This window comes from Acrocarpospora sp. B8E8 (genome assembly GCF_039871605.1).
In the GTDB taxonomy this organism is placed as follows: domain Bacteria; phylum Actinomycetota; class Actinomycetes; order Streptosporangiales; family Streptosporangiaceae; genus Acrocarpospora; species Acrocarpospora macrocephala.
In genome coordinates, this window is record NZ_JBDPLV010000086.1 from 1 (window position 1) to 24,744 (window position 24,744).

The window sequence follows — 24,744 nt, forward strand, 5'->3', positions numbered from 1 at the left end:
GCGAAGTGCCGGAACGTGCGGCATGTCAACCCCGGATGAGCTCCGACCCGCGTTCGCGGTGCAGGGACCACGCCGGAGCGGCATGCCTGTTACCCCGGACTGCCCCGACTTACGGGGCAGGTCTTAGAGTTGCGGAATCATGGCTGAGGAGTACGTCCAGTCGCTGGCACGCGGCCTGGCGGTGATCCGCGCGTTCGACGCGGTCACGCCCGAGCTGACGCTGAGCGACGTCGCGCGCAAGACCGACCTCACCCGCGCCGCGGCGCGCCGATTCCTGCTCACCCTCGTCGACCTGGGCTATGTCAGGACCGACGGCCGGCTGTTCTCGCTCTCGCCGCGCGTGCTCGAACTCGGGTACGCGTACCTGTCCAGTCTGTCGCTGCCCGAGGTGGCGCTGCCGCACCTGGAGCGCCTGGTCGCCGAGGTGCACGAGTCGGCCTCGGTGTCGGTGCTGGACGAGGCCGACGTGGTCTACGTGGCGCGGGTGCCGACCACCCGGATCATGCGGGTGACCATCGCGATCGGCACCCGGTTCCCGGCGCACTGCACGTCCATGGGGCGGGTGCTGCTGGCCGGGCTCTCCCCCGCCGAGCTGGACGCGTTCCTGGCGGGCAACCCGCTGGAGCGGCTCACCCCGCGCACGGTCACCTCGCCGGTCGCGCTCCGGAGCGAGCTGGACCGGGTGCGCGCGCAGGGCTGGGCGATGGTCGACCAGGAACTGGAGGAGGGCCTGCGCTCGATCGCCGCGCCGATCAGGAACCGGGCCGGGCGCACGATAGCCGCGGTCAACCTGTCGTCGCACGCCAGCCGGACCACGCTGGAGTCGGCCCGCCGTGACCTGCTGCCGCCGCTGCTGGCCACCGCGGCCAGGATCGAAGCCGACCTGCACGCGGCCGCGAGCCGGGAGGCCACGCCCTGACCGGTGACAACGTTGTCAGTTAGGATCGGGGCGTGGGACGGCCGACGATGAACGACGTGGCCGCGGCAGCGGGCGTCGCGCTGAAGACGGTCTCGCGCGTGGTCAACGACGAGCCGGGCGTCAACCCGGCCACCGCCGACCGGGTCAGAGCCGCCATCGAACGGCTCGGCTACCGCCGCAACGACAGCGCCGCGACCCTGCGCAGCGGCAGGACGGCCAGCATCGGCCTGGTCATCGAGGACGCCGCCGACCCGTTCTACTCCGGGCTCAGCCGGGCCGTCGAGGATGTCGCGCTCCGGCACGGCTACCTGATGTTCACGGGTTCCTCCAGCGAGGATCCGGCCAGGGAACGCGAGCTGGTGCTGGCCTTCTGCGCCCGGCGGGTGGACGGCCTGGTGATCGTCCCGGCCGGAAACGACCACGAATACCTGACCCCCGAACTGGACGCGGGCATCTCCGCCGTCTTCGCCGACCGCCCGTCCGGTTCCGGCCGCGACCTGGACACCGTGCTCTGCGACAACGCGGGCGGCGCCCGCTCCGGCGTGGCCCACCTGATCGCGCACGGCCACCGCCGGATCGGCTTCATCGCCGACGCGCCGTCCATCTTCACCGCCACCCAGCGCTGGTACGGCTACCGCCAGGCCCTCACCCAGGCAGAACTCCCCTACGACCCGGCCCTGATCGCGATGGGCCCACCGGAACCCGCCCGGGTCCTGGCCGACGTGGAACGCCTGCTCGCCCTGCCCGACCCGCCGACCGCCCTGTTCACCGGCAACGGCAGAACGACCGTGGCCACGCTGCGCGCCCTGAACCGGCCGATCGCGCTGGTCGGCTTCGACGACTTCGACCTGGCCGACCTGCTGGGCATCACGGTGGTCGCGCAGAACCCGGCCGGTCTCGGCAAGGCCGCCGCCGACCTGCTGTTCAGCCGCCTGTCCGGCAACCGGGAGCCCGCCCAGCGGCGCGAACTACCGACCCAGCTGATCACGCGCGGCTCCGGGGAGGGCGTCTTCCGCCTGTTCTAACCGACCGCCCTGGGATAGAGGTGCTTGCGCAAGGCGATCGCGGAGAGCAGGACGGCCACCCCGGACAGGGCGATCGCGGGCGCGGGCCCGGTCAGCTCGGCCAAGCCTCCGGCGATCACGCCGCCCAGCGCCTGGCAGGTCATCATCCCCGATTGGGACAGGCCGAACGCCTGCCCGAGCGTCTCCCCTGGCACCGCCTCGACGAACCTGCGCTGCAACCCCAGGTTGTAGGAGAGCGCGCTCCCGGCCAGGAACGCGAGCCCGGCCGCCGCGAGGGGGCCCGGCTCGGCCAGGAACCCGAGCAGCGGCAGGCCGAGCAGCACGACCAGCGGCAACGTCAGCCGTTCGCGCAGCGCGGGCGGCGCGAACCGGCCGACCACGAACTCCCCGACACCCATCCCGGCCGCGGTCACGGCCAGCACGATCCCGGCCGCCGACGCCGTCCCCCGCTCAGTGAAGTACGGAATGAACACCGCCTCCGCCCCCACCATGAACATGATCGGCACCCAGCCGACCAGCATCAGCCCGCGCACCCGGCGATCGGCGAGCAGGGCCAGGTTCACCCGCAGGCTGGCGCGGACCACGCCGGCCGTGGCGGCCACCGCGCGGGCGGCACGGTCCCGCAGCCCGAACCTGAGCACCAGCGCGCCGCAACCGGACAGGCTCGCCGTGAGCAGCAGCGCGTGATTCGGCCCGATCAGGGCGAGCACGCCACCGCCGACCGCCATCCCGGCGATCTGGGCGCCCGCCGCCGTCATCGTGAAAATCGCACGCCCCAGCACGAAGCCGTCCCCCGCCAGCATGTCGGGCAGGATCGCGTTGCGGGCCGCCGCGAAGATCGACGCGGGCACGCTGGTCACCAGGACCACCGCCAACATTGCCCACACCGAAAGCCCGGCGAACGCCAGCACCAGGCACACGGCGACCCGCAAGATTTCGCCGGCCACGATCACCGGCCGCGGCCGCAGCCGGTCGGCCAGCGAGAGCAGGAAGACCCCACCGACCGCGTGCGGCAAGAACCCGATCATGTACGCGGCCGCCGACAGCCCGGCGGACTCGGTCTGCGTGTAGACCAGGACGGACACGGCGAGCATCTTCACCGATTCGCCCAGGACCATCAGCAACTGCCCGGCGAACAGCACCCGGAACTCGGCCACCGAGAACACTTCACGAAATGTCGCCGCGCGTTCCGGGATGGACTCGGACCCGGCGGGCACACTCTCCGCCGATCCGGAACCCTCCGAAACCAATGTCGCCGCACGTTCCGGGATGGATTCGGGCCTGGCGGGCACGCTTCCCGCCGATCCAGAGCCCTGCGAAACCAATGTCGCCGCACGTTCCGGGGTGGACTCAAGCCCGACCGCCCCGGCGGGCGCATTCTCCCCCGGTTCGGAGTCCCGTGAAGCCGACGAAGAACCGTCTGCCATGACACCTCCCGCATCAGATGCTCGGGAGGTCCCACCCTCTTTCGCTAATATTTCGGAAATATCCGAAAGGTAGGGGTGGATGATCCGGATCGAGGTGAGCCCGCAGGACATCGCCGCGAGCCGGTTCGCGATCTCGCCGGTGGTGGAGACCATGCACGCGCTCTGGGTGGTGTCGGGGCGGCAGCCCGCCGGGCCGCTGCGGTCCTGGGTGGAACGGGCGCGAGAGCAGTACAGGCCCTTGGTGGCGGCCAATCCCGAGCTGCGGGCCTTGCACGCGCTGATGCGGGCGGGAGGCTACAACGCGGACTTCGTCGCGCCGCCGCCCTCCGGGGTGAATGCGCGGTTCGAGGCCGAGATCGAGCGCATCAGGGCGACACCGCTCGCCCAGGCGCGGGCCGAGATCGCCAGGAACCTGGACGGCGTGGCCCGCCCGCCGGACGCGGTGATGGCCATCCTGAACGGCCCGGGCGTGGTGAACGCGCTCGCCGACGCCCTGGAACTGGCCTGGTATTCGGTCCTCGCCCCGGACTGGCCGCGCTTCCACGCCATCCTGGAACGCGACGTGGTGCAGCGGGCCGGACGGCTGGCCACCTACGGCTGGGCGGCCGCGCTCGACGACCTGAACCCCAGCATCGGCTGGCGCGACGACGCCATCGAGATCCGCCACCGGGGCGACCCCGAGCACTACCGCCTCAACGGCCGCGGCCTGCTCTTCATCCCGAGCGCGTTCTCTCCCAAGGTGATCCCCTACCTGGAGGATTCCTGGCCCTACGCGGTGGTCTATCCGGCCCGGGGCACGGCCGTCCCCGCCCACACCGGCGGCACCACCGCCCTGACCCGCCTGATCGGCCGCTCCCGGGCGCGCATCCTGCTGGAACTGGCGACCCCGGCCACCACCTCCCAACTCTGCGCCCGCCTGACGCTCAGCCTCGGCGCCACCGGCGACCATATCTCCGCCCTCCGCGCGGCCGGCCTGATCACCGGCACCCGCACCGGCCGCACCGTCCGTTACCACCGCACTCAACTCGGCGACGCGCTCACCATCGGCGCCGCGAATTCCGCCAAGGGCGCCTTCTGACAATGATCCGCCGCACAACAATCACCTGGTCTTTGTGCGGGCGGCTCAAGCCGGATAAACCACACATACATCTTGGAACGGACCAGTAACCCGGAATCGGCCTGACCCATGGCAAAGAAAGCAAGAAAATGCTTTCACGAGAAGTTCGATTCATGCATACTAGAACTGCAACTCGGGGGTGTGCGGTCCGACTCGCGCCATCACATTAAAGTCGATCATGGCTTTGTGCTGGCCTGAGCAGGTAAGACACCATAGGGGTGCATGGATGTCAGGACCAGGCTGGGAACGCCGGAAACTTGAGGTCTATGCCTTCTGGCTGGCACTTGTCGCGTGTTTCTCCGTGGGGATAGCTCTCACACTCTTCGACGACGACCTGCGCCAGAGTGCGGTCCTATCGTCCATCGGCCTCAATCTGATCGCTTCGGTGATCTTCGCTGTGGTGTTCTCCTGGCTCAGCGGAAACGTGCAGCAGCGAATCCTGCTCGAGAATGTACGAGCCGAGCAGGCGAGATCGCTGGCGGCCCAGGAATCGGCGACCCAGTCGATGCTGGCCAAAGTCTCGGAGCTGTCGACCGAACTCTTCGTAAAGCTGGCCGGCTACGAGGGGCGGTTCATGCCGCAGGCCACCTACGACGCGAGCGATGATCCTGTCGTCGCGTTCAACAAAGATATCAGCAGGAGCCTGGAACAATCTTCGTCCTACGCCTTTCGCGGCACGAGCGCGAAATTCGTTCCGATCAGGTTGAAGAAGGCGCCCAGAGGCAGTCTGCGATCCGTCAAGATCATAATGCTGGATCCCCGCAGCCGGCCCGTGCTCAACGCCCGGGCCGCGGAGAGGATGGAGCAGAAGAACTCGAACAACGGTTCCATCGACGCCATGATCGAGGACATAAAAGAAGAGATCTTCATGTCCGTGATAGCGCTGTACGACTGCCGCCTCTTCTGCTCCCCGGAAATCGTCTTCGTACAGGAAACAACAGCCACCCGGATCGAGCTCTTCGACGACGCGATCTATCTGTCCTGGTACCAAGGCCCAGAATCCACAACAAAACGATTTCCAGAAACGCTCAAATTTGGTCGCGACACGTTCTTGTTCAGGGTATTCGCCCAGGACTTTCATCGGCGCCACAGCCTCGAAGATTCCGTACTACGATTGACCCGCGAGACAACTGAAAGTGAACTGATGCAACAGCTTTCCGCACTTATCGGACGTTCCTGCACCAGCAGCGATCTGGTCAAATGGAGGGCGGCTCATGCCCATTTCGCGCAATCCGTCGAAGCGTTCCTCGACAATTCAGCATCCCGTCCGACCTGACGCGGCGGCTGAGGCCATCGCCCCCCTGAAGGACAAGGTCTTCGGTGTCCTGGTCTGCGCCGCGACGTTCCACGACGATCACGTGCTGCTCCTGCGGCGGAGCGAAGACCAGAAGTTCATGCCCGGGGAATGGTCGATTCCCGCGGGCAAGATCCAGCCGCTGGAGGAGAGCCTGGAGGACGCGGTCTGCCGCGAACTCTACGAAGAAGCGGGGATTAAAGGAAGAGTCCGCCACGGCCTCGGCATGTGCTGGTTCGAGAGTCGATATTACGACCAGCTTCTCCACCATATTCAGTTCAATTTCGTGGTCGACGCGGAAGACCGCCAGGTGAAGCTGATGGACAAGTCGAACATGGACCATCTGTGGCTCTCCGTCCACCAGATCCACCGACCGCCCGTCCGCATCGACGATTTCACCAGCACTGTTCTGGGCAAGGCCGTCGACTACCATCTGCGCCACCGCTGACGTGCGGCCCATCGCGCATATTCGGGAGCTGAGAAATGAGCCTGTTCGCCGGGGCATGCCCGATCAATGGTTTCCCCGCGTTGGAAGAGTTACCGTGGCGGGAGCAACTGGCGGTGGCCTTGGATTCCGCCCGGGCGTTGCTGGAGTCGAGCCGCCTGGAAGACGAGTTGATCGCATGGCTGGCCTCCCGCTCTGATGACCAGGTGGATGGCATTCTCAACCGGTCGCTGGAGCGGACCACACATTTCAAGTGGTTTCTCGGCGCCCAGCGTGGCGGCTACATCGTCTGGCTGCATGAATACAAGGCGCCTGAGGTGTTCGCCCACGCGGTGGGGTTCGCTGCCTCGGTGCACAACCACCGATACAGCTTCTGCTCGCGGGTGCTCTCCGGAGCCCTGCATGTGTCCGCCTTCGCGAATCCCGCCGAACCTGGCCAACCGCTACGGGAGCGCGAGCGCAGAGTGATCCGGCAGGGGCGGACCATGCTGCTCGGTCATGAAGAGATCCATCGGGTCGACCAGGTCGACCCGCACACCTACACCGTGCTCGTCCAGGGGCCCGCCGCGCGAGGGTTCAGCACCTGTTACGACCTGGTCAGCGGAACCAGCAGGCAGGTGTACGACCTGCGGAGCAGGCTCCCCGGCACGCTGGCGCACCTGTCCATGAGCCGGCTGCAGCCGGTGCGGAGCACGTCTTCCAGCCGGGTCAGCCCTTGAGGGCGCCCGCCATCAGGCCGCGCATGAAGAACCGGCCCAGCAGCACATAGATGATCATCGTGGGGATGGAGGCGAGGATCGCGGCGGCCATCTGCTGGCTGTAGGGGACGGTCTGGGCGCCCGCGATGTTGTTGAGCATCACCGTGGTCGGCCAGGAGCTCGGGCCGGTCAGGAAGATCGCGAACAGGAAGTCGTTCCACATCGAGGTGAACTGCCAGATGATCACGACCGCGAAGGCGGGACCCGAGACCGGCAGCACGATCGAGGCGAAGGTCCGCAGCATGCCCGCGCCGTCCACCCGGGACGCCTCGATGAGCTCGTCCGGGATGGTCACGTAGTAGTTGCGGAAGATCAGCGTGCAGATCGGGATGCCGTACACGACATGGGCCAGGACCAGGCCGGGGATGCCGCCGTACACGCCGAGGTTCACCATGAGCTGGACCAGCGGGATCATCACCCCCTGGTACGGGACGAACATGCCGAACAGGAACAGCGTGAACACGAGTTCCGAACCGGGGAAGCGCCACTTCGACAGGACGTAGCCATTCATCGCGCCCAGCGCGGCCGAGATGAGCGAGCCGGGCACGGCCAGCAGGAAGCTGTTGACGATACCGGGCTGCAGCTTCTCCCAGGCCACCCCCCACGCCTCGGTGGTCCAGACCCGCGGCAGGTTCCACGCCTGGCTCGGGTCGGCCTCCGACAGGGGCTTGAAGCTGGTGACCAGCAGCACGTACACGGGCAGCAGGAAGAGCAGCACGAAAAGCAGGAGCAGTGCGAAACGCACATGCCTGGTGGTCACGTTCGATCTCCCCGGCGGGCGTTCCAGATCAGGTACGGCACGACGAACACGCACACCGACAGCACGATGTAGGCCGCGATGGTGGCCCCCTTGGCCGGATCGTGCGAGTCGAAGACGGCGGTCCACATGAAGATCGCGGGCACGTCCGTGATGATCTGCTTGCCGGACACGGCCACGATGAGGTCGAACACCTTCAAGCTGATATGCCCGAGAATGATCAGCGCCGCGAGCGTCACCGGCCGCAGGAACGGCAGCACGATGTGGCGGTAGACCTGCCACTCGGTGCACCCGTCCACCCGCGCCGACTCGCGCAGCTCCTCCGGCACCCCCCGGAACCCCGCCAGAAACAAAGCCATGACATATCCGGACATCTGCCAGACGGCGGGGAGGGCCATGGCAGCCATCCCCCAGTCCTGGTCGCGGAACCAGCCCCACTGCAGGAAATCCAGCCCCAGATAGCCGAACAGGCCGTTCAGGCCGACCGCGCGCTCGCCGGTGCCGCTGTTGAGCAGCCAGCGCCAGACCACGCCGGTGGCGATAAACGAGACGGCCATCGGGAACAGGTAGATCGCCCGGAACCCGCCCTCGCCCCTGATTCCCTTCTCCATCAGGAACGCCAGAAACCAGCCGAGCACCAGCGCGCCGACCACGAAGACGACCGTGAAGACGATGGCGTGCCGGACCGAGAGGCCCCAGCGTTCCTCGGCCCAGATGCCGGTGAAGTTCTCCAGGCCGACGAAACTCCCCGGGGAGATCTCGTCGTGCTGGTCGGTCAGGGCGACTTTGAAGTTCCAGCCCAGCATGCCGTACACGAAAACCGCGATGGCGATGATCGACGGTGACACCAGCAGCAAGCCGGGCAGCCACCTGCGGACCCTCGTCACATTTGTCCTTTCCGTGGGGGTACGGCGGGTGCCGTACCCCCAGGTGTCAGATCACTGGCCGCTGTTCTTGGCGGCGTCGGCGAGGGACTGCTGGAACTTGGCGACGTCGGAATCCTGCTGGAACAGGCCGACCGCGTCGTTGATCGCGGCGCGCCAGGCGTCGTTGGCGACCACACCGTGCTGGATCGAACCGGCCAGCTTGTTGCTCGCCCACTGGGCCAGGTCCCACTCCAGGTAGTCCTTGTAGAGGGACTTGTCGGCGTCCTTGCGGGCGGGGATGGAGCCCTTCAGCGGGTTGAACGCGTCCTGGCCCTCCTTGCCGGCCGCCACCTTCAGCCACGCCACCGCGCCGTCGCGGTTCGGCGCGCCCTTGGGCAGGGTGAAGCTGTCCGACAGCCACATGAAGGTGCCGTCGGTGCCGGGCGCGGGGGCCCAGTCGAAGTCGGTCTTGGAGACCTTGCCGAGGCCGCCGTCCGGCGGGTTGTGGAAGTAGCCGTAGGCCCAGTCGCCCATGATGTTGAAGGCGGCCTGGCCGTCCGCGACCTGCTTGGCGGCGGGCTGCCAGTCCTCCACCGGGGTGCCCGCGTAGGACAGGATGGTCTTGAAGTCGGTCAGCGCCTTGGTCACGTTCGCGCCGGACCAGTCGGCCTGCGCGCTCCACAGCTGGTTGTAGGCGTCGGTCCCGAGCGAGCCGAGCAGCACGCTCTCCAGCAGGTGCACCACGGTCCACTGCGAGCCGATGGACAGCGGGATCTTCCCTGCCGCCTTGACCTTCTCCAGGTCGGCGATGAACGCGGGGATCGTGGCCGGCGGGCTGGTGATCCCGGCCTCCTGGAGCACCGCCGGGTTGAACCAGAGCACGTTGGAGCGGTGGATGTTCACCGGCACCGAGTAGATCTGGCCCTGCACCGAGATCTGGTCGATCAGCTGCTGCGGGAAGACGTCCTTCAGCTTGAGCTCGTCGTAGAGGAAGTTCAGCGACTCCAGCTTGCCCGCCTTGATGTAGCCCTGCAGCTCGGCTCCGGCGTGGCCCTGGAAGGTGTCCGGGGGCTGGTTGGCGTTGAGCTTGCTGGCCAGCAGAGCGCGGGCCTGGTCGCCCGAGCCGCCCGCCACGGCCGCGTCCACGAACTGCTGGCCGGGGTTCTCCCGCTCGAAGATGGCCCGCATCGCCTTGAGGCCGTCCGCCTCACCGGGGCCCGTCCACCAGGAGAAGACCTCGACCTTGGCGTCCGGAGTGTCCCCACCGCCGGTCCCGGCGCTCTCCCCGCTCCCGCAGGCGGTCAAGGTCAGCAGTCCGGTCAAGGAAACCGCGAGGGCCGCCATCCACCGTCGTCTCATCGCAACATCCTTTCGGGGTAGTGAAACGGTCATGTCATCCCCGACTGACAACGTTGTCAAGACGCCAATCAACCCACCCTTCACCATCCCGCGTCAAGGTATGTGCGGATAACGTCTCTATATAGAGCGCTCTCCGACCCGGCGCATCACGCGGCATTCGCACTCGTCCACCAGGGCGGTGACAGTTACCCCGAAATCGTCCAGCGCGCCGGGCAGTTCCACCGAGGCCAGGCCGGGGCGGGCCACCACCAGCGCGCCCCGGCTGAAGGCGAGGCTGGCCAGCAGCGCGAGCTCGGCGTCGGGCCCGGGCGGCCAGGTGACCAGCACGACGTCGGAGCCGACCAGGCCGACGCCGTCGTCCAGCCGGTCCATCCCGTCCAGGAACGCCTCGTGGGTGAGCCGGTCCTCCTCGGTGAGCAGGACCGCGCCCGCGGTCGGGCGGATCCGGGGCAGCGGGACCGGTTCGAGGGCGAGCAGCGCGCCGAACTCGATCGTGTCCACCGCCGGGCCGAAGGAGACCACCTGGCGCACCCGCGAATGATCGGCGGCCTCCACCGCGGCGGGCGCCAGCTTCTGGGTGGTGAACAGCAGCCGGGCGTCCCAGCGCAGCAGCGCCGCCGCGTCGGCCACGCAGAGCGGGAGCGCCACGCCGCCGGCCGCGATCACCGTGTGCAGCGCGGTCAGCTGGGTGGCCACCCCGTCCACCAGCACGCCCACGACCTGGCCGACCCTGGCCCCGCGCCGTACCAGCCCGGCCGCCGCCCCGACGACCGTGCTGGCGAGCGCGCGGTAGCTGAGCACCGCGCCGTCGCTCAGATCGACCAGCGCCGGACGATCCCCCCGCTCGTGCGCGCCACCGAACACCGCCTGGGTGACCAGCGGCTGAGTCGTCGACTCCATGCTCAGGACGGTACGGCCCGGCGGCCGGTTCGCGGATCCGCATATGTATGTAGTCGCATGTGTAAGCCGTCTCTCCGTTCAGGCGGACCCGGGCCCTGCGCGACCCGGGCCCTGCGCGACCCGGGCCCTGCGCGACCCGGGCCCGCGGCCTCTCTGTTCGGGCGGACCCGGGTCCTGCGCGACCCGGGCCCGCGGCCGCGTGCCCCTCGGCCCGGGTCTCCACCCCTCCGAGGTGACCTCGGCCGACTGGATGAGGCACGCGGCGTGTCCAGATGCCCTCAGCCGGACCGGAAGGCATCCGCCTGCGTACCGGCCTGATGTCGCTTCCCCCCGGCCGGTCACACCGCAAAACTAGGCGGCGGGCCTGGCGGTCACATCCACACGAATGTCCACTCGATGGTGTATTCGCACCAGCTGATCATGTGTAGGCGGACTCTCGGCGCGGTCTACACATCCGGGCGGGCATGCTCGACGACCCACGTCGCCACCTGGGTGCGTGAGGCGAAGCCGAGCTTGGCCAGGATGTTGGCGACGTGGCGGGCCACGGTGGCCTGGCTGATCACCAGTTCGTCGGCGATGGCCCGGTTGCTCAGGCCGCGGGCGATCAGCTCGGCGATCTCCTGCTCGCGGGCGGTGAGCGTGCTCTGGGGAGTGAGCGCGGCGGGCTGGACCACCGGCCGGGCCGCCGGCACGGCCTCTTCCAGCGCCAGCCGGACCGCCTGGTCGAGGGTGAGGCCGAGCCCTTCGGCCCAGAGGGCGGCCACCGTGGCCTCGCCGAGCACGTCCCTGGCGGGCGCCAGCACGTTCTCCAGCCGGGATCCGGCGGCAGGACGCTGGGCGGAGGACGCGGCGGCCAGCAGGACCGCGCGGCGCGGGTCGCCCTCGCGGGCCGACAGCAGGGCGAAGCCGGCCAGCCGCCTGGCGGTCTCCATCCGCAGCCCGGCGTCCCGGCCGAGCCGCAGCGCCTCGTCGAAACGTTGGCGGGCCTCCGCCAGGTCGCCGCTCTCCAGCGCCACCGTGCCGAGCCCGGCCAGGCAGCTGATCAGCGACTGCCGGGCGTCGAACCCGCGCAGCAGCTCCATGGCGCGGGTGAAGTGCCGGCGGGCGGCGGCCAGGTCGCCGCGCTTGCGGGCGGCCTGGGCCAGGCCGGTCAGGCCGATCACCATGCCCAGGTGATTGTCCAGCGCGGTGGTGAGCTCGACCACCCGCTCGCTGGCCCGCTGGGCCTCCCTGATCCTGCCCTGCCCCAGCGCCAGGAAGGCGCGGAAGCCGTACGCCTCCGCCTCCAGCAGCCGCTCGCCGATCTCGACGCCGATGGTCACCGCCTGGTCGAGCCGCTTCTCCGGCGCGTCCGGGTCGTCCTGGTCGGTGACGGCCAGCACCATCAGGCCCAGCGCCTCCCCGCCCCGGTGACCGCCGCTCCGGCACAGCTCCACCCCGCGTAACGCCCGGCTCCTGGCCCCGGCCAGGTCGCCGGAGTTGACCGCCAGGTTGGCGGCCAGGAGCAGCACCCGGCCGCGGGTGGCCGCGGGCAGCTCCGGGGAGGCGAGCGCGAGCAGCCGGTCCAGCCAGGAGATCAGCTGGGTCTGGTACCGGCCCGCGCCGATCAGCGCCCAGCGCATCTCGACCAGGGCCTGGAGCATGGGATCGGTGTCACCGGCCGCGACCGACCATTCGACCGCGCCGCGCAGATCCCCCTGGAGCCGCTCCAGCCGGTCCACCCGGCGTTTTAGATCGGGCCAGGGCACGCCGAGAGTGGCGGTCTCCCAGTCCCTGCCGAGGTGGCAGAAGTAGTCCCGGTGGCGGCGGCGCACGTCCTGCTCCTCGCCGGCCGCGTCGAGCTGCTCGGTCGCGTACTGCCTGATGGTGTCGAGCAGGCGGTAGCGGGCCTCACCGGCGAGCTCGCCGTCCACCACGACCAGGGACTTGTCCACCAGGGCGGTCAGATGGGTCAGCACGTCGTGCGGCCGCAGGCCGTCCCCCGAGCAGATCCGCTCGGCCATGTCGAGGGTCCAGCCCGCCCGGAACACGGTGGCCCGGCGTAACAGCAGGCGTTCGGGGTCCGACAGCAGCCGGTAGCTCCAGTCCACCGTGGCCCGCAGGGTGCGCTGGCGCGGCGGCGCGGTCCTGTCCCCCGCCGCCAGCAGGTGGAACCGGTCCCCGAGCCGGGAGACCAGCTGCGGCATCGACAACACCCGGGTCATTCCGGCGGCGAGTTCCAGGGCCAGCGGCAGGCCGTCCAGGTCGCGGCAGAGCCGGGCCACCACGGCGGCGTTGGCCTCGGTCAGCGCGAACCCGGGGGCCGCGGCGGCGGCCCTGGTCAGAAACAGCCGCCCGGCCTCCGAGTCGCGCACGTCGGCCGGCTCCGGCGAAGCGGGCAACATCAGCGGCGGCACCCGCCAGACGGTCTCGCCGGGCACCCGCAGCGGCTCCCGGCTGGTGGCCAGCACCCGCACCTCGGGGCAGGCCTCGGTCAGCCGCCGGACCAGCCGGGCGCACTCCTCGACCACGGTCTCGCAGTTGTCCAGCAGGAGCAGCATCCTCCGCCCGGCCAGCACCTCGGCCACGGTGTCCCGCAGCGACCGGCGCGGCTCCCCCTCGACCCGCAGGATCGTGGCGGTCCTGCGGACCACCTCGTCCGGCGGGGTGCCCTCGGGGAACTCCACCAGCCAGGCGCCGTCCGGCAGGTCGCCGGCGAGTTCGGCGGCGACCCGCAGGGCCAGCCTGCTCTTGCCGATCCCGCCCATGCCGCTCAAGGTCACCACCCGGGTGGCCGTGATCAGCTGGACCAGCTCCGCCACGTCGGGCTCACGGCCGACGAAGGCGTTCGGCTCCAGCGGAAGATTTCCCACGCGCGCGCGTGAAGTCTGAGTCATCGGCCCTCGGGGTCGCCGGCTGCATCCGTCACAGGAAGTGTTACACCAACTACGGGAAGCTGCCCAGACGCAACCGAGTTTCATTCCTCGACCGCCACCAGGATCGGCCGGAAATGCGATGGCGAATTGTCAGTGGCGGCAGCCACACTGGCGGCATGGCCACCGCCCCCCTCGAAGAGAACCGGGAACGGGACCCCGAATCCGATCGGGATTCGGGGCCGGACGAGGGCAGGATAGACGATCTGCCGGACTTCTCCGATCTGACCACCCACAACTGGCACGCCCACGACGACACCATGAGCGGCGTCGGATTCGTCACGATCGCCAGGCGACTGCCCGCGCTGATCGGGCAGGCGGTCCGGATGGCGTGGCAGGCCAGCCCGCGCGACACGGTCGCGACCGTGGTGCTCAACCTGCTCGCGGGCGTGTTCACCGCGTTCGGCCTGCTGGCCACCACCGGCGTGCTTGAGGCCCTGTTCACGGCGGGCCCCACCCCCGACCGGGTGCGCGCCGCGCTGCCCAGCCTGCTCCTGGTGGGCGTGGCGGCCGTGCTGCGCACGCTGCTCCAGGCGGGCGCCGGCTGGGCCCAGGCTCGCCTGGAACCCCAGGTCGACCGCATCGCCCAAGAACGGTTGTACGGGCTGACCAGCAAGGTCGAGCTGATCAGGTTCGACGACCCCGACTTCCACGACACGCTGCAGCGGGCCAGATCCCGCGGGGTGAGCTCGGCCGACATGGTGGTCGGCTCCGCCATCGACGTGCTGACCGCCGGGATCAGCCTGATCGCCGCGGGCGGCGTGCTCGGCGTGCTGCACCCGATCCTGCTGCCGCTGCTGGTGATCGCGGTCCTGCCGGACGCGTGGGCCACCGTCCGCGCGGCCCGGATGCGGTACGCCACAATGTTGTCCCTGCTCCCCACCTTCCGCCGCAAGTGGATCATCAGCGAGCTGCTGGCCGACCGGAACACCGCCGCCGAGGTGCGCTCCTTCACCATGCGGGGCTTCCTGCTGCGGGTCTACGACCTGGTCGCCAGGACCGAGCAGAACGTCATGGTCCAGCTGGCCCGGCGGCAGACGATGGCCCGGCTGATCGGCGAGGCGCTCGGCGGGGTGGGCGCCGCGCTGGTCTACGTCGCGCTCGGCCTGCTGCTGGCCACCGGCGCGGTCCCCCTCGCCATCGCGGGCACGGCGGTGCTGGCCGTGCGCTCCGGCCAGGGCTCGCTCACCAACCTGCTCTACGCGGTCAACCGGCTCTACGAGAACGGCCTCTACTTCACTGACTTCATCGACTTCTGCGAGGCCAACGAGTCGGCGCCGGAAGCGGAGCGGGGGCGGCCCCCGGCCGGGTTCGACCGGATCACCGTGGACGACGTCACCTTCACCTACCCGGGCAAGGACACCCCCGCGCTGGCCGGGGTGTCGATCCACATCGACCGGGGCGAGGTGGTCGCGCTGGTCGGCGAGAACGGCTCCGGCAAGACCACCCTGTCCAAGATCCTCGCGGGGTTGTACGCGCCGGCCGGCGGCCGGGTGCTCTGGGACGGCACCGACCTGGCCGAGGTGGAACCGCACCTGCTCCGGAGCAACATCGCGGTGATCGCCCAGGACCACACCCGGTGGCCGCTGACCGCCCGGCACAACATCACCATGGGCCTGGAGAAGGGCGAGGACGCGGTGATCCGGGCGGCCGGGGTGGCTGGGGCGGACGAGGTGATCGCCGAACTGCCGAACGGCTATCAGACCCTGCTGGACCGCAGGTTCTCCGGCGGCCAGGAGCTGTCCGGCGGGCAGTGGCAGCGGATCGCGGTGGCCCGCGGCTTCTACCGGGACGCGCCGCTGCTGATCTGCGACGAGCCAACCGCCGCGCTGGACGCCCGCGCCGAGCACGCCCTGTTCGACCGCATCCGGCAACATTCGGACGGCCGGACCGTGCTGCTCATCACCCACCGGCTGGCCAGCGTCCGGCACGCCGACCGGATCTACGTGCTGGACCACGGCCTCGTGGTCGAGCAGGGCACCCACGACGAACTCGTCGGCGGTGACGGCATATATGCGGATCTGTACAACCTGCAGGCCCGCGCCTACAGCCGCTGACCATTAACCCCGTAGACAGCCGCATGGACGCGGCCCCGGGTCCGATCGGGATCAAGAAAGGCGAGGCGGCCAGGCCGGGCACCGACCAGCCGCGCTGTGCTATAGCAGAGCTTCGATGACCGCCTTCGCGATTGGAGCGGCCACCTCGCCGCCGAAGCCGCCGTGCTCGACCAGCACTCCGACCGCCACCCGGGGCCGCGAGGCGGGAGCGAAGGCGGTGAAGACCGCGTGGTCGGAGCCGTCGTTCTCGGCCGTGCCGGTCTTGGCGGCCACCTCGACGCCGGGGATGGCGGCGGCGGTCCCGGTCCCGCCGGGCTGGGTGACGCTGACCATCATCTCGGTGAGCTGCTCGGCCACCCGCCCTGGCATGGCCTCGCGGTATTCCTCCGGATCGGTCATGCTCACCATCGTGCCGTCCGTCAGCCGGATCTCGTCCACCAGATAGGGCCGCATCAGCACGCCGTCGTTGGCCACCGCCGCCGAGATGAGCGCGAGCTCCAGCGGCGTCACCCGGTCGTCGAACTGGCCGATGGCCGACATCGCGGTCTGCGCCCGGTCCATGCGCTCCGGATACCGGCTGGCCACCACCGCGAGCGGCACGGTGAGGCTCTCGTCGCCGAACCCGAACGCGGTGGCCTGGCGGCGCAGCGCGTCCTGGCCGAGCACCAGGCCGAGCGTGGCGAACGCCGTGTTGCACGACATCTGGAAGGCCTGGGCCAGCGGCGGTGAGCCGTTCCCGCAGCCCCCGCCGCCCGCGTTGCCGAGGAAGACGCTGGTCCCGGGCAGCTTGAGCCGGGGCGGCGCGGTGATCGGGGTGCCCGGCGCGTACTTCCCGGAGTCCAGCGCCGCGGCGGCGGTGACCACCTTGAACGCGGAGCCCGGCGGGTAGTTCTGGCTGGTCGCCCGGTTGAGCAGGGGTTTGGCCGGGTCGGCCTGCAGCTCCTTGTCGATCCTGGCCAGCTGCTCGGGGTCGAAGGTGGCGAAGTCATTCGGGTCGTACGCGGGGAAGGAGGTCATGGCCAGGATGGCGCCCGTGGCCGGGTCCACGGCTACGACGGCGCCGTGTTTGCCGGTGGCGCGCAGGCCCTCGTAGGCGGCGCGCTGGGCGCGGGCGTCGATGGTGAGCGTCACCGACGCGCCCCGGGCGGTGTCCTTGAGCAGGGTGCGGACTTTGACCCTGGGGTCGTTGCCGGACAGGGCCTGGTCCTCGGCCTGCTCGACGCCGGCGTCCCGGTAGAGCGAGACGAAGCCGGTGACCGCCGAATACAGCGGGCCTTCCGGATAGACGCGCTGGTAGCGATACCGGCTGCGGACTTCCTTACTGGTGGCGAGCACGGTGCCGTCGCGGAGCAGCAGGTCGCCCCGGGAGGTGTTGAACTTGGCGAGCATCACGCGCTGGTTGCGCACGTCCGCCTCCAGCGCGGCGACCTGGAAGATCTGGATGTAGCTGGCGTTCGCGAGCAGGGCGAACAGCATCGCCCCGCTGACGGCGGCGACCCGTCGCAGCGGGATGTTCATACGTCTGGCGCGAGGTCCTGCCACACGTTCTGGTGTAACAGGCGGCCGGGAAAGCCCGTCCCCGCGCGGGGCAAAGCGCGGTTAGACGCCTTGCGGGATGGCCATGACGTCCTTGTAATACTGGATCTTGTGCTGGATCGCGCCCTGCCGCCGGCGCAGGGTGGCGATCTGCTGCTCGACGCCATCGTCGTGGGCTTCGAGCAGTTCGATCCGGTCGCGGATGGTGTGGTCGCCTTGCCGTACGAGCTCGGCGAAGCGGAGCATCTCGGCGATCGGCATGCCGGTGTCGCGCAGGCAGCGGATCATGTTCAGCCAGCCGACGTCACCGTCGGTGAAGCGGCGCTGCCCGGCGGCGTTGCGCCCGACGTTGCCGAGCAGCCCGATGCGCTCGTAGTAGCGGAGGGTGTCCAGGCTGAAGCCGGTCTCCTCGGAAACCTGCCCAGGTGTGAATACGGCCATACCCCGATCCTGGCACCTGGAGTGTGCTCCAGGTCAAGACGCCCACCTCGGCCGGGAATGCGGGCTTGCCCTGGAGCGCGCTCCAGCTCGCAGAGTGGGCCCATGACGAACTACCCAACCGTCCGTCCCGGCTGGTTCAGCACTCCCGCGCTGCTCCCGCTCTGGGTCCGCGACGAGTACAGCACCCTGCCGCGCCGCGCTACCCGGCGAGATGGTCGGACAGATAGCGGCGAACCAGCCGCTTACACTCCGCGATCAGTTCGGGGTCGCCGTCGGGATGCACGCGGAAAGCCAGTTTGAGCACGGCGTCGGCGGCTTCCACGGCCACCACGAGGGCGCGGGCCAGCGCGTCGCTGCCGGGCGCGCCGAGAAGGTCGATTACGAGAGCGCGCAGCCGGTCGGCGACGACGACGTTGTTCTCCAGGGCCGCGTCGAGCATGCGCTGGGTGCCGGGCAGCGCCGGGCCGCCGGGAGCGGCCAGCACTTCGCCGAAGTCGACCACGCCGAAGCCGGGCATGGTGCGCTTCATCCGGATGAACTCGTCGATGCCCAGGTCGACGGCCTCGGTCCAGTCGCCGGGGGCGGTCGCGCCGAGCCGGGTCGCCATCCGGTTCAGGAACGCGTCCAGATTGCGCAGCGCGAGCGCCCGGACCAGGCCTTGCTTGTCCGGGAAGAACTGGTAGAAGGTGCCGATGGGAACCTCGGCACGCCGGGCGACCTCCTTGGTCGTGAGCGCCTCATACCCCACCTCGTCCAGGAGCAGGGCGCACTCGTCGAGCATGCGCTCGACGCGTTCCAGGCTGCGGCGCTGGGCCGGGCGACGACGCAGCGTCCCGGCGGCGGCGTTTGTCATTGCTCCATTCTCTACCTGTTCGATTGCGGTCGGGTTAACATGAGTTGCACTCGCATCAGGAGGCCCGATGTTCCTGTGGGGTACGGCTACCGCCGCCTACCAGATCGAAGGGGCGGTCGCCGAGGACGGGCGCGGCCCCTCGATCTGGGACACCTTCGCGCATGAGCCCGGGCGGGTGCGGGATGGGCACACCGGCGACGTGGCCTGTGATCACTACCATCGGTGGGCCGAGGACGTCGAGTTGATGGCGGCGCTGGGGGTCAACGCGTACCGGTTCTCGGTGGCGTGGTCCCGGGTCCTGCCGTACGGGCGGGGGGCGGTGAACGCCAAGGGCCTGGATTTCTACGATCGGCTGGTGGACGGGCTGTGCGCGAAGGGGATCGCGCCGGCGTTGACGCTGTTCCACTGGGATCTGCCGCAGGCCCTGGAGGACGAAGGCGGCTGGATGAACCGCGATATTTCCGGATATTTCGCGGATTATGCGGCGATTGTGGCGGAGCGGTTGGGTGATCGGGTCAAGCTGTGGATCACGTTGAACGAGCCGTTCGTGCACATGGTGTATGGGTACGCGCTGGGGACGCACGCGCCGGGGAAGACGCTGTTTCTTGAGGCCCTGCCGGTCGCCCATCATCAGCTGCTCGGGCACGGGCTGGCCGTACAGGCCCTGCGGGCGGCCGGAGCCGAGCAGGTGCTGATCACCAACAACTGCACGCCGGTGTGGGCGTCCTCGGACGCGCCCGAGGACGTGGCCGCCGCCGACGCGTACGACGTGCTGCACAACCGGCTCTTCAACGATCCCCTCCTCACCGGCACATACCCCGACATGTCGGCATTCGCGATCGACGAGATGCCCGGCGTGCGCCCCGGCGACCTGGAAACGATCGCGCAGCCCCTCGACGGACTCGGGATCAACTACTACAACCCCACCCGGATCGCCGCCCCCAGCACCGACATCCTGCCGTTCGACGACGCCGGGATCACCGGCTACCCCACCACCGCCTTCGGCTGGCCGGTCGTTCCCGACGGCCTGCGCGAACTCCTGGTCTCCCTCAGGGCGCGCTACGACACCCTCCCGCCCGTCTACATCACCGAGAACGGCTGCTCCCACGACGGCCTGGACGACCAGTTCCGCATCGACTACCTGACCGACCACCTGAAAGCCCTGAGCCAGGCCCAAACCGAGGGCGTCGACGTTCGCGGCTATTTCGCCTGGTCGCTACTGGACAATTTCGAGTGGGCCGAGGGCTACCACCAGCGTTTCGGCCTGGTGCACGTGGACTTCGACACCCAGGTCCGAACTCCGAAGGCCTCCTACCACGGGTTCCGGAGCCAAATACTCACCGGCCAGAATCCCTTCTGAGCGCGCCCAGGCACAGCCGCGCGAACGTCTTGCGAACGCATGGGAATCGCCCTACCGTCCCCGTTCGGCATTTAATCGCCTTATCGTCCCCGATAGGCATTGATCGCCCTACTGTCCCGTTAGGCATTTGCGTGAGCGCGGCGCGGTTGCAGGTGCACGGGTCGGCGGCCCTCACCACGCGGCCGAGGGCCGTGCCACCCTCTCGGGCGTGGACCGCAGCTCATTCTCCAGGTCTTCGACGATCCGCTGGGTGAGCACCCTTAGCCGCGCCCGGCGCCCGGTCAGCTCCGCGGTGAAGTCCCGCGCCACCGGGCCCACCCAGACCGCCTTGCCGGTGAACGCCGCATGTGCCGGATCCAGGGCCGCCTCCAGCCCAGCCGCGTACATGCGCACCCTCGCCAGCGCTCGCAGCAATTCCTCTCTACGGGGGTTGAGCGCCATATCCTGTGGTTCAGGGGCCATAACGTTTCCCCATTCTCCCTGGAACAGCTTGCGCGGTCTCCCGGACCATATGAGATGGTGCGCTCAGACGGCCAGCTCCTTTGGAGGATATCCAATGCTCCGTTCCAACCGAAGCCTTTACCTGCGACTCGGCGCGACGCTCCTGGCTGCCGTTCTGGTCGCGGTGATCGCGCTGGTCGTGATCAACGGCGGGCAGCGGGAACCGGAACCCACAGCGACCGAGGCGGGCGCGGCCCTCAAGACGCACATCCTGCAGCTCCTCGACGAGGTGTTCGCACAAAACGTTCAGATCATCGACCCTGGAGGCAAGGACATTGCCTGCGGGAACGACAAAAGCAAACGGACCTTCGCCGTCACCGGTCTGGATTCCGATACGGAGTCGACGCCGTACTCGCTGAACGTCAGAATGTTGAGCGCTATGGACGTAGTCGCTGACTACGACATCACCGATAGCTCAGGCGCGGTAATCCGCATGGCGAACGAGGCCACGAAGACGGTCATTCTGCTGGAGTCCACCGCAAAGGGTACGTTCTCCGTGCGGGGCGAGACTCAGTGCCTCAGTCGGTCGTGAGTTCCGCGTTCATATAATTCCTTCTACGTTTATAGGCTTCCCCCTTGCCTCCGTCATAGTCGCCAGCTCGTTGTGCGGCCAGTTCTCCCAGAGAAAGGATGTTACCTTTCCCAAGGCCGTTGTCGGCCATCCATTGATCAAAAGCCTTCACGCCCGCATCACCCTGCTGCAGAATATCTTTGAACGGACGGAGGCTACCAGTGGAGTCAGCAATGATTCCTGTTGGGGCCGTCTGAGGAGCGAATCCCTGCTTCATCAGGAGCTGAGCCGTGTCGTGGCGACGCCCCAACGCCTCCGCCTCGTCCGACTCCAGGAGTTTCTCCGCTTTCTCCTCCGGATCGCGACCGTACGTGTAGTAGGCGGAGGCCCCGGTAGATAACGCAGTCCAAGCCCTGGGAATGGCGGACAAGGGGTGGACCAGCCCAAGAACCGCCAAGGCGCCACCCGCGAGGAAACTCTCCGCGGCCTCGGCGTCCTCTGCTCGCTTGTCCTCGGGGTCGAGCACTCTCACCGCAGCCGCCAGCTCAGTTCCCCGAACGTTGCCCAGGGCCGTGAACAAACTGCTCAACGGACCAACCTTTCCGCTGCTCTGCACGGCGCTTGAAGCACGAGGAAGAACTCTGTTGACGAACTCACCCATGCCTTCGTCGAACCGGAGTCGTGCGTCGGCGTCACCGGCGAAGGTGGTCATGAAGCGGAAGGTGTCTTCGGGACTCAGCCGGAAAGCACCACGCACTCCCGGGATCGGCGTCCACTCGAACAGGCCCGGAGCGACCTGCATAGCGCTGTCCTTGGCCAGGTCGGCGTCATTGAGGTTGGCGCCCATGGTGATCTCCGTGGCGTACGAGCCCGCGACCTCGGCTAGATGGATCCGGGTCGCGTCGTTCAACTGCCACTCATCCGCCGTGGTCATCACGGTGTAGGCGAACAACACCGCTTCCTGGCTGTGTTCGCCGTCGCGCTCGTCATAGGCGCCGGAGGCCGCGGCCAGCAGCCGCCCGAAGGCGTCCGACTCCTCGGGAAACCTCTTCACTCGCTCGTTGAGCCCTTTGAGGAACGCGGCCAGTTCGGGCCGTTTGTCCCATGCCTCCGGGGTTGGCGGAAGCAGGCCGAGAGAAGGTAGGGGAAGCGCCGGCGGGGAAGGGAGAGGGCTCAAGCGGGCTGCTCGGCCGATCGCCAGGCGAGCCGCGGCCGGGTTGTTCCCCAGCGCGTTGAACAACCCCGCCAGCGTTGGGCCGCTGATCCGGCTGTCGGGCCGCAGCGCGGGTGTGACGAGTTCGGCCAGCCATACATCCGGGTAGTTGCCATGGCTGAGCAGGGTGGCGAGCGCCTCCATGCCCTCGGCGTCTTCCGCCTTGATGTCCTCCACGGCTTTGATCACTGCTGCGAACCTGGGAACCTTCGCCCCGCCGCTGACCGCGGTGGCGAAAGCCGTACCAAGCGCGCGCCGGGCCTCTGGCCGATCCTCCTCCGGCAGACGCCACAACGCCGGGAGCACCTTACGGGTCCCGGCCGGGCCTAGAGCGGCGAAGAACGCGGCGGTGAAGACCGCATCATGCTGATGTGCCTCCAGCTCGTCGAGGACCGCAGCTATCCGGTCGGAGGCATACGGTCCGACCAAACTGAACTCATCTGGATTGATGGCCCCAAATCGCCTGCCCAGGTCGGTGCCCAGGCGCTGCGCTTCGGCGGGAGTCAGCAGCGACGCTTCCCGATACGGTCGCAGGCCGGGACTGGACATGATGCCGAGGAGTCCGGGCACGGGAGCGGTGATGGCCGCCACCCGTTGCCGCAGCCGGGGCAGCTGCTGTTCAGCCCAGCCACCGATCTCCCGGATCGGCGCGAGCCCCGCCGCGGGCAGGTCGACAGCGGCCAGTTCCCGGCGGATGTTCTCGGCCTGCTCGGCGATGACCTGACCAGCCCGTTCCAACTCAGTGATGAAGCTGTTCATCAACGCCGGGTCGATCCCGGAGAACTCCGGCGCGAGCGGTCCGGTCCCCGGTGGAACAGAGGGCTTCTCTGCCATGCGTCCATCATCGGCGACCTGCGGTCGGGCGTGAAGGTTTAGTGACACATTGGTCTGAGGCTCTTATACCTCACGATCGTATGGAGCCGCTTGGCCAAGCTGATCATTGGTAGAACGCCTGCCTGATGGCGACGCACACGCTAAGAAGCGAGACCCGCTGGATATGAGATGGCGCTCAGACGGCCAGTTCTTTGGAGGGTAGTCGATGCTGCGTTACAACCGTAGCTTTCTCCGTTACAACCGTAACCCTCTCCTGCGGCTCAGCGCGGCACTCCTGGCGCTCATGCTGATCGTGCTGCCCGCGCTGGTCTCAGTCGAGGGTGAAAAGGAACCGGACCCAACGGCAGCCGAAGCGGGCGCAGCCCTCAAGACGCACATTCTTACGCTTTTCGACGAGGTGTTCGCGCGAAACGTCCAGGTCACCGACCCTGGCGGTAGCGACATTCCCTGCGGGAACGACAAATTCAAACGCACCTTCGCCGCCACCGGTCTGGATTCCGATCCGAAGCGCCCACCCGACCTTCTGAACAACAGAATGTTAGGCGCTATGTTCAGTATCGCCGACTACGACATCACCGATAGCTCAGACACGACATTCCGCCTGGAAAACGAGCCCACGAAGACGGTCATTCTGCTGGAGTCGACGGCAAACGGCACGTACTTCGTACGAGGCGAGACCCAGTGCCTCTGGTTGCAAACTCCGCGTCCGCGTAATTCTTTCTACGGCCATCCATTTTAGGACCCAAACTCAACCAGCAGATCAGAGCACCGACACGTGCACGTGGTCGTAGTGGTTGGCCGTGTTGCTGCCCCGGTTGGCCATCATCTTGGGCGCGGCCCCGGTCCGGATGTCGTAGTACTTCTGCTGCCAGATGATGTACATGATCCCGAGCCGCCGCCCGTTGGCCACGCACCACTGGGCCAGCGCGTCGCCGCGGGCCTTGGCGGAGGCGTCCGGCATCCGGCCACCTGTGCTGATCATGAAGTCGCAGGCCCGGCCCTTGCCGTGCTCGCCGGAGTCGCCCGCCCGGAAGCAGCCGACGCCGAACGGCATCGGGAAGTTCTGCATGATCAGATTGCGGATGGAGACCATGCGCGAAGTGAGCCCGGTCCCGGCGTCGGGGGTCTGGAAGCCGAACTTGGCCAGCAGCTTCTCGACCTCGCGCTGCTTGCCCTGCAGCTCCTTGATGTCCTTCTTGAGCTGATCCACCCGCTGGTCGGCGGCTTTGGCGGCCTTCTTCTGCTCGGCGATCAGCCGGGTGACGTTGTTGAGCCGCTCGGTCTTGGAGTCGTTGAGGTAGGCCAGGGTGGCCACCGAGCTCAGGTCCGACTGCATGCTGAAGATCTGCGCGCTGTCGAACCCGCCGCCCATGTAGGTGGTCTGCGCGAACTGCGCGACCTTCTGCTCGGCCGTGATCAGGTCGGCCTTGAGCTTCTTGACCCGCGCGTCGGCCCGCTCGGCGGCCTTGCGGGTGTCGTCCAGGCTGGCGATCTCCCCGCGGTACGCCTTGGCCAGCGCGGCCGCGTCCTTGGTGAGCTTGCGCAGCTGGGCCTGCCGGTCCGGTTCCGCGGTCACGGACGAAGGCAGCGCGAACATGCCGAACAGGCCGACCGCGATAAGCGCAGAGCCCGACCAGCGTCGCAACCCAACCTCCCCTC

22 protein-coding genes are annotated in these 24,744 nt (G+C 68.4%); 10 read left to right on the plus strand and 12 right to left on the minus strand.

Annotation, left to right across the window (positions count from 1 at the left end):
• The first annotated feature begins 139 nt into the window (after positions 1-139).
• Positions 140-919 (plus strand): IclR family transcriptional regulator, encoded by a 780-nt coding sequence (locus tag ABGB08_RS46875; RefSeq protein WP_155356267.1) that lies wholly within the window; start codon positions 140-142, stop codon positions 917-919.
• A 32-nt stretch (positions 920-951) separates the two neighbouring features.
• Positions 952-1,944, plus strand: a complete 993-nt coding sequence (locus ABGB08_RS46880) for a LacI family DNA-binding transcriptional regulator (protein ID WP_347604481.1) — start codon at positions 952-954, stop codon at positions 1,942-1,944.
• Here the strand turns inward: ABGB08_RS46880 and ABGB08_RS46885 are convergent.
• The gene (locus ABGB08_RS46885; protein WP_347604484.1) at positions 1,941-3,371 is read right to left on the minus strand and encodes an MFS transporter; all 1,431 of its coding nucleotides are present in this window, start codon (positions 3,369-3,371) and stop codon (positions 1,941-1,943) included. The two genes, ABGB08_RS46880 and ABGB08_RS46885, sit on opposite strands and share 4 nt — an antisense overlap.
• A gap of 79 nt (positions 3,372-3,450) precedes the next feature.
• Here ABGB08_RS46885 and ABGB08_RS46890 point away from each other — a divergent pair, with 79 nt between their 5' ends.
• The 4 genes from ABGB08_RS46890 to ABGB08_RS46905 all read left to right on the plus strand — a co-directional run bounded on the left by ABGB08_RS46890 (position 3,451) and on the right by ABGB08_RS46905 (position 6,946).
• Positions 3,451-4,449: a winged helix-turn-helix domain-containing protein gene (locus tag ABGB08_RS46890; protein WP_347604487.1), complete on the plus strand. Its 999-nt coding sequence runs from the start codon at positions 3,451-3,453 to the stop codon at positions 4,447-4,449.
• 265 nt (positions 4,450-4,714) lie between these two features.
• A complete protein-coding gene (locus tag ABGB08_RS46895) occupies positions 4,715-5,764 on the plus strand; it encodes a hypothetical protein (protein WP_347604489.1) in 1,050 nt (349 codons plus the stop codon).
• Positions 5,703-6,230 carry an NUDIX hydrolase gene (locus ABGB08_RS46900; protein ID WP_347604492.1) on the plus strand — a complete coding sequence of 176 codons (528 nt, stop codon included), beginning with the start codon at positions 5,703-5,705 and terminating at the stop codon, positions 6,228-6,230. The genes ABGB08_RS46895 and ABGB08_RS46900 overlap by 62 nt, the downstream gene beginning before the upstream one ends.
• A 35-nt stretch (positions 6,231-6,265) precedes the next feature.
• On the plus strand, positions 6,266-6,946 hold the full coding sequence (locus ABGB08_RS46905) for a hypothetical protein (RefSeq protein ID WP_347604495.1): 681 nt from the start codon (positions 6,266-6,268) through the stop codon (positions 6,944-6,946).
• Here ABGB08_RS46905 and ABGB08_RS46910 read toward each other — a convergent pair.
• The 5 genes from ABGB08_RS46910 to ABGB08_RS46930 form a co-directional block, all read right to left on the minus strand.
• On the minus strand, positions 6,936-7,745 hold the full coding sequence (locus ABGB08_RS46910) for a carbohydrate ABC transporter permease (RefSeq protein WP_347604498.1): 810 nt from the start codon (positions 7,743-7,745) through the stop codon (positions 6,936-6,938). The two genes, ABGB08_RS46905 and ABGB08_RS46910, sit on opposite strands and share 11 nt — an antisense overlap.
• Positions 7,742-8,629 carry a sugar ABC transporter permease gene (locus tag ABGB08_RS46915; RefSeq protein ID WP_347604500.1) on the minus strand — a complete coding sequence of 296 codons (888 nt, stop codon included), beginning with the start codon at positions 8,627-8,629 and terminating at the stop codon, positions 7,742-7,744. The genes ABGB08_RS46910 and ABGB08_RS46915 overlap by 4 nt, the downstream gene beginning before the upstream one ends.
• Positions 8,630-8,680: 51 nt before the next feature.
• Positions 8,681-9,967: an ABC transporter substrate-binding protein gene (locus tag ABGB08_RS46920; RefSeq protein WP_347604503.1), complete on the minus strand. Its 1,287-nt coding sequence runs from the start codon at positions 9,965-9,967 to the stop codon at positions 8,681-8,683.
• 117 nt (positions 9,968-10,084) lie between these two features.
• Positions 10,085-10,867 (minus strand): AMP-binding protein, encoded by a 783-nt coding sequence (locus ABGB08_RS46925; protein ID WP_347604506.1) that lies wholly within the window; start codon positions 10,865-10,867, stop codon positions 10,085-10,087.
• Between the two features lie 446 nt (positions 10,868-11,313).
• Positions 11,314-13,719 carry a LuxR C-terminal-related transcriptional regulator gene (locus ABGB08_RS46930; RefSeq protein ID WP_347604509.1) on the minus strand — a complete coding sequence of 802 codons (2,406 nt, stop codon included), beginning with the start codon at positions 13,717-13,719 and terminating at the stop codon, positions 11,314-11,316.
• 179 nt (positions 13,720-13,898) lie between these two features.
• Here ABGB08_RS46930 and ABGB08_RS46935 point away from each other — a divergent pair, with 179 nt between their 5' ends.
• Complete coding sequence (locus ABGB08_RS46935) at positions 13,899-15,836, plus strand: ABC transporter ATP-binding protein (protein WP_347604512.1); 1,938 nt, start codon at positions 13,899-13,901, stop codon at positions 15,834-15,836.
• Between the two features lie 99 nt (positions 15,837-15,935).
• Here ABGB08_RS46935 and ABGB08_RS46940 read toward each other — a convergent pair whose 3' ends face one another.
• The 3 genes from ABGB08_RS46940 to ABGB08_RS46950 form a co-directional block, all read right to left on the minus strand.
• Entirely contained in the window at positions 15,936-17,354 is a 1,419-nt protein-coding gene (locus tag ABGB08_RS46940) for a penicillin-binding protein 2 (protein ID WP_347604515.1), read from the minus strand.
• An 81-nt stretch (positions 17,355-17,435) separates the two neighbouring features.
• Entirely contained in the window at positions 17,436-17,813 is a 378-nt protein-coding gene (locus tag ABGB08_RS46945; protein ID WP_155356277.1) for a MerR family transcriptional regulator, read from the minus strand.
• A 199-nt stretch (positions 17,814-18,012) separates the two neighbouring features.
• A complete protein-coding gene (locus ABGB08_RS46950) occupies positions 18,013-18,666 on the minus strand; it encodes a TetR family transcriptional regulator (RefSeq protein ID WP_155356278.1) in 654 nt (217 codons plus the stop codon).
• A gap of 67 nt (positions 18,667-18,733) precedes the next feature.
• Here ABGB08_RS46950 and ABGB08_RS46955 point away from each other — a divergent pair, with 67 nt between their 5' ends.
• Complete coding sequence (locus ABGB08_RS46955; protein ID WP_347604519.1) at positions 18,734-20,026, plus strand: GH1 family beta-glucosidase; 1,293 nt, start codon at positions 18,734-18,736, stop codon at positions 20,024-20,026.
• Positions 20,027-20,197: 171 nt separating this feature from the next.
• On the opposite strand, the gene ABGB08_RS46960 is transcribed toward ABGB08_RS46955, so the two are convergent.
• A complete protein-coding gene (locus tag ABGB08_RS46960; protein WP_347604522.1) occupies positions 20,198-20,467 on the minus strand; it encodes a hypothetical protein in 270 nt (89 codons plus the stop codon).
• A gap of 115 nt (positions 20,468-20,582) precedes the next feature.
• Here ABGB08_RS46960 and ABGB08_RS46965 point away from each other — a divergent pair, with 115 nt between their 5' ends.
• Positions 20,583-21,059, plus strand: a complete 477-nt coding sequence (locus ABGB08_RS46965) for a hypothetical protein (protein WP_347604525.1) — start codon at positions 20,583-20,585, stop codon at positions 21,057-21,059.
• Here ABGB08_RS46965 and ABGB08_RS46970 read toward each other — a convergent pair.
• Positions 21,046-23,085 carry a hypothetical protein gene (locus ABGB08_RS46970; RefSeq protein WP_347604528.1) on the minus strand — a complete coding sequence of 680 codons (2,040 nt, stop codon included), beginning with the start codon at positions 23,083-23,085 and terminating at the stop codon, positions 21,046-21,048. The genes ABGB08_RS46965 and ABGB08_RS46970 overlap by 14 nt on opposite strands.
• 205 nt (positions 23,086-23,290) lie before the next feature.
• Between ABGB08_RS46970 and ABGB08_RS46975 the strand changes: the two genes are divergently transcribed.
• Entirely contained in the window at positions 23,291-23,824 is a 534-nt protein-coding gene (locus ABGB08_RS46975) for a hypothetical protein (RefSeq protein ID WP_347604531.1), read from the plus strand.
• Between the two features lie 21 nt (positions 23,825-23,845).
• Here the strand turns inward: ABGB08_RS46975 and ABGB08_RS46980 are convergent, their stop codons facing one another.
• Entirely contained in the window at positions 23,846-24,730 is an 885-nt protein-coding gene (locus ABGB08_RS46980) for a hypothetical protein (protein ID WP_347604534.1), read from the minus strand.
• Positions 24,731-24,744: the final 14 nt, after the last annotated feature.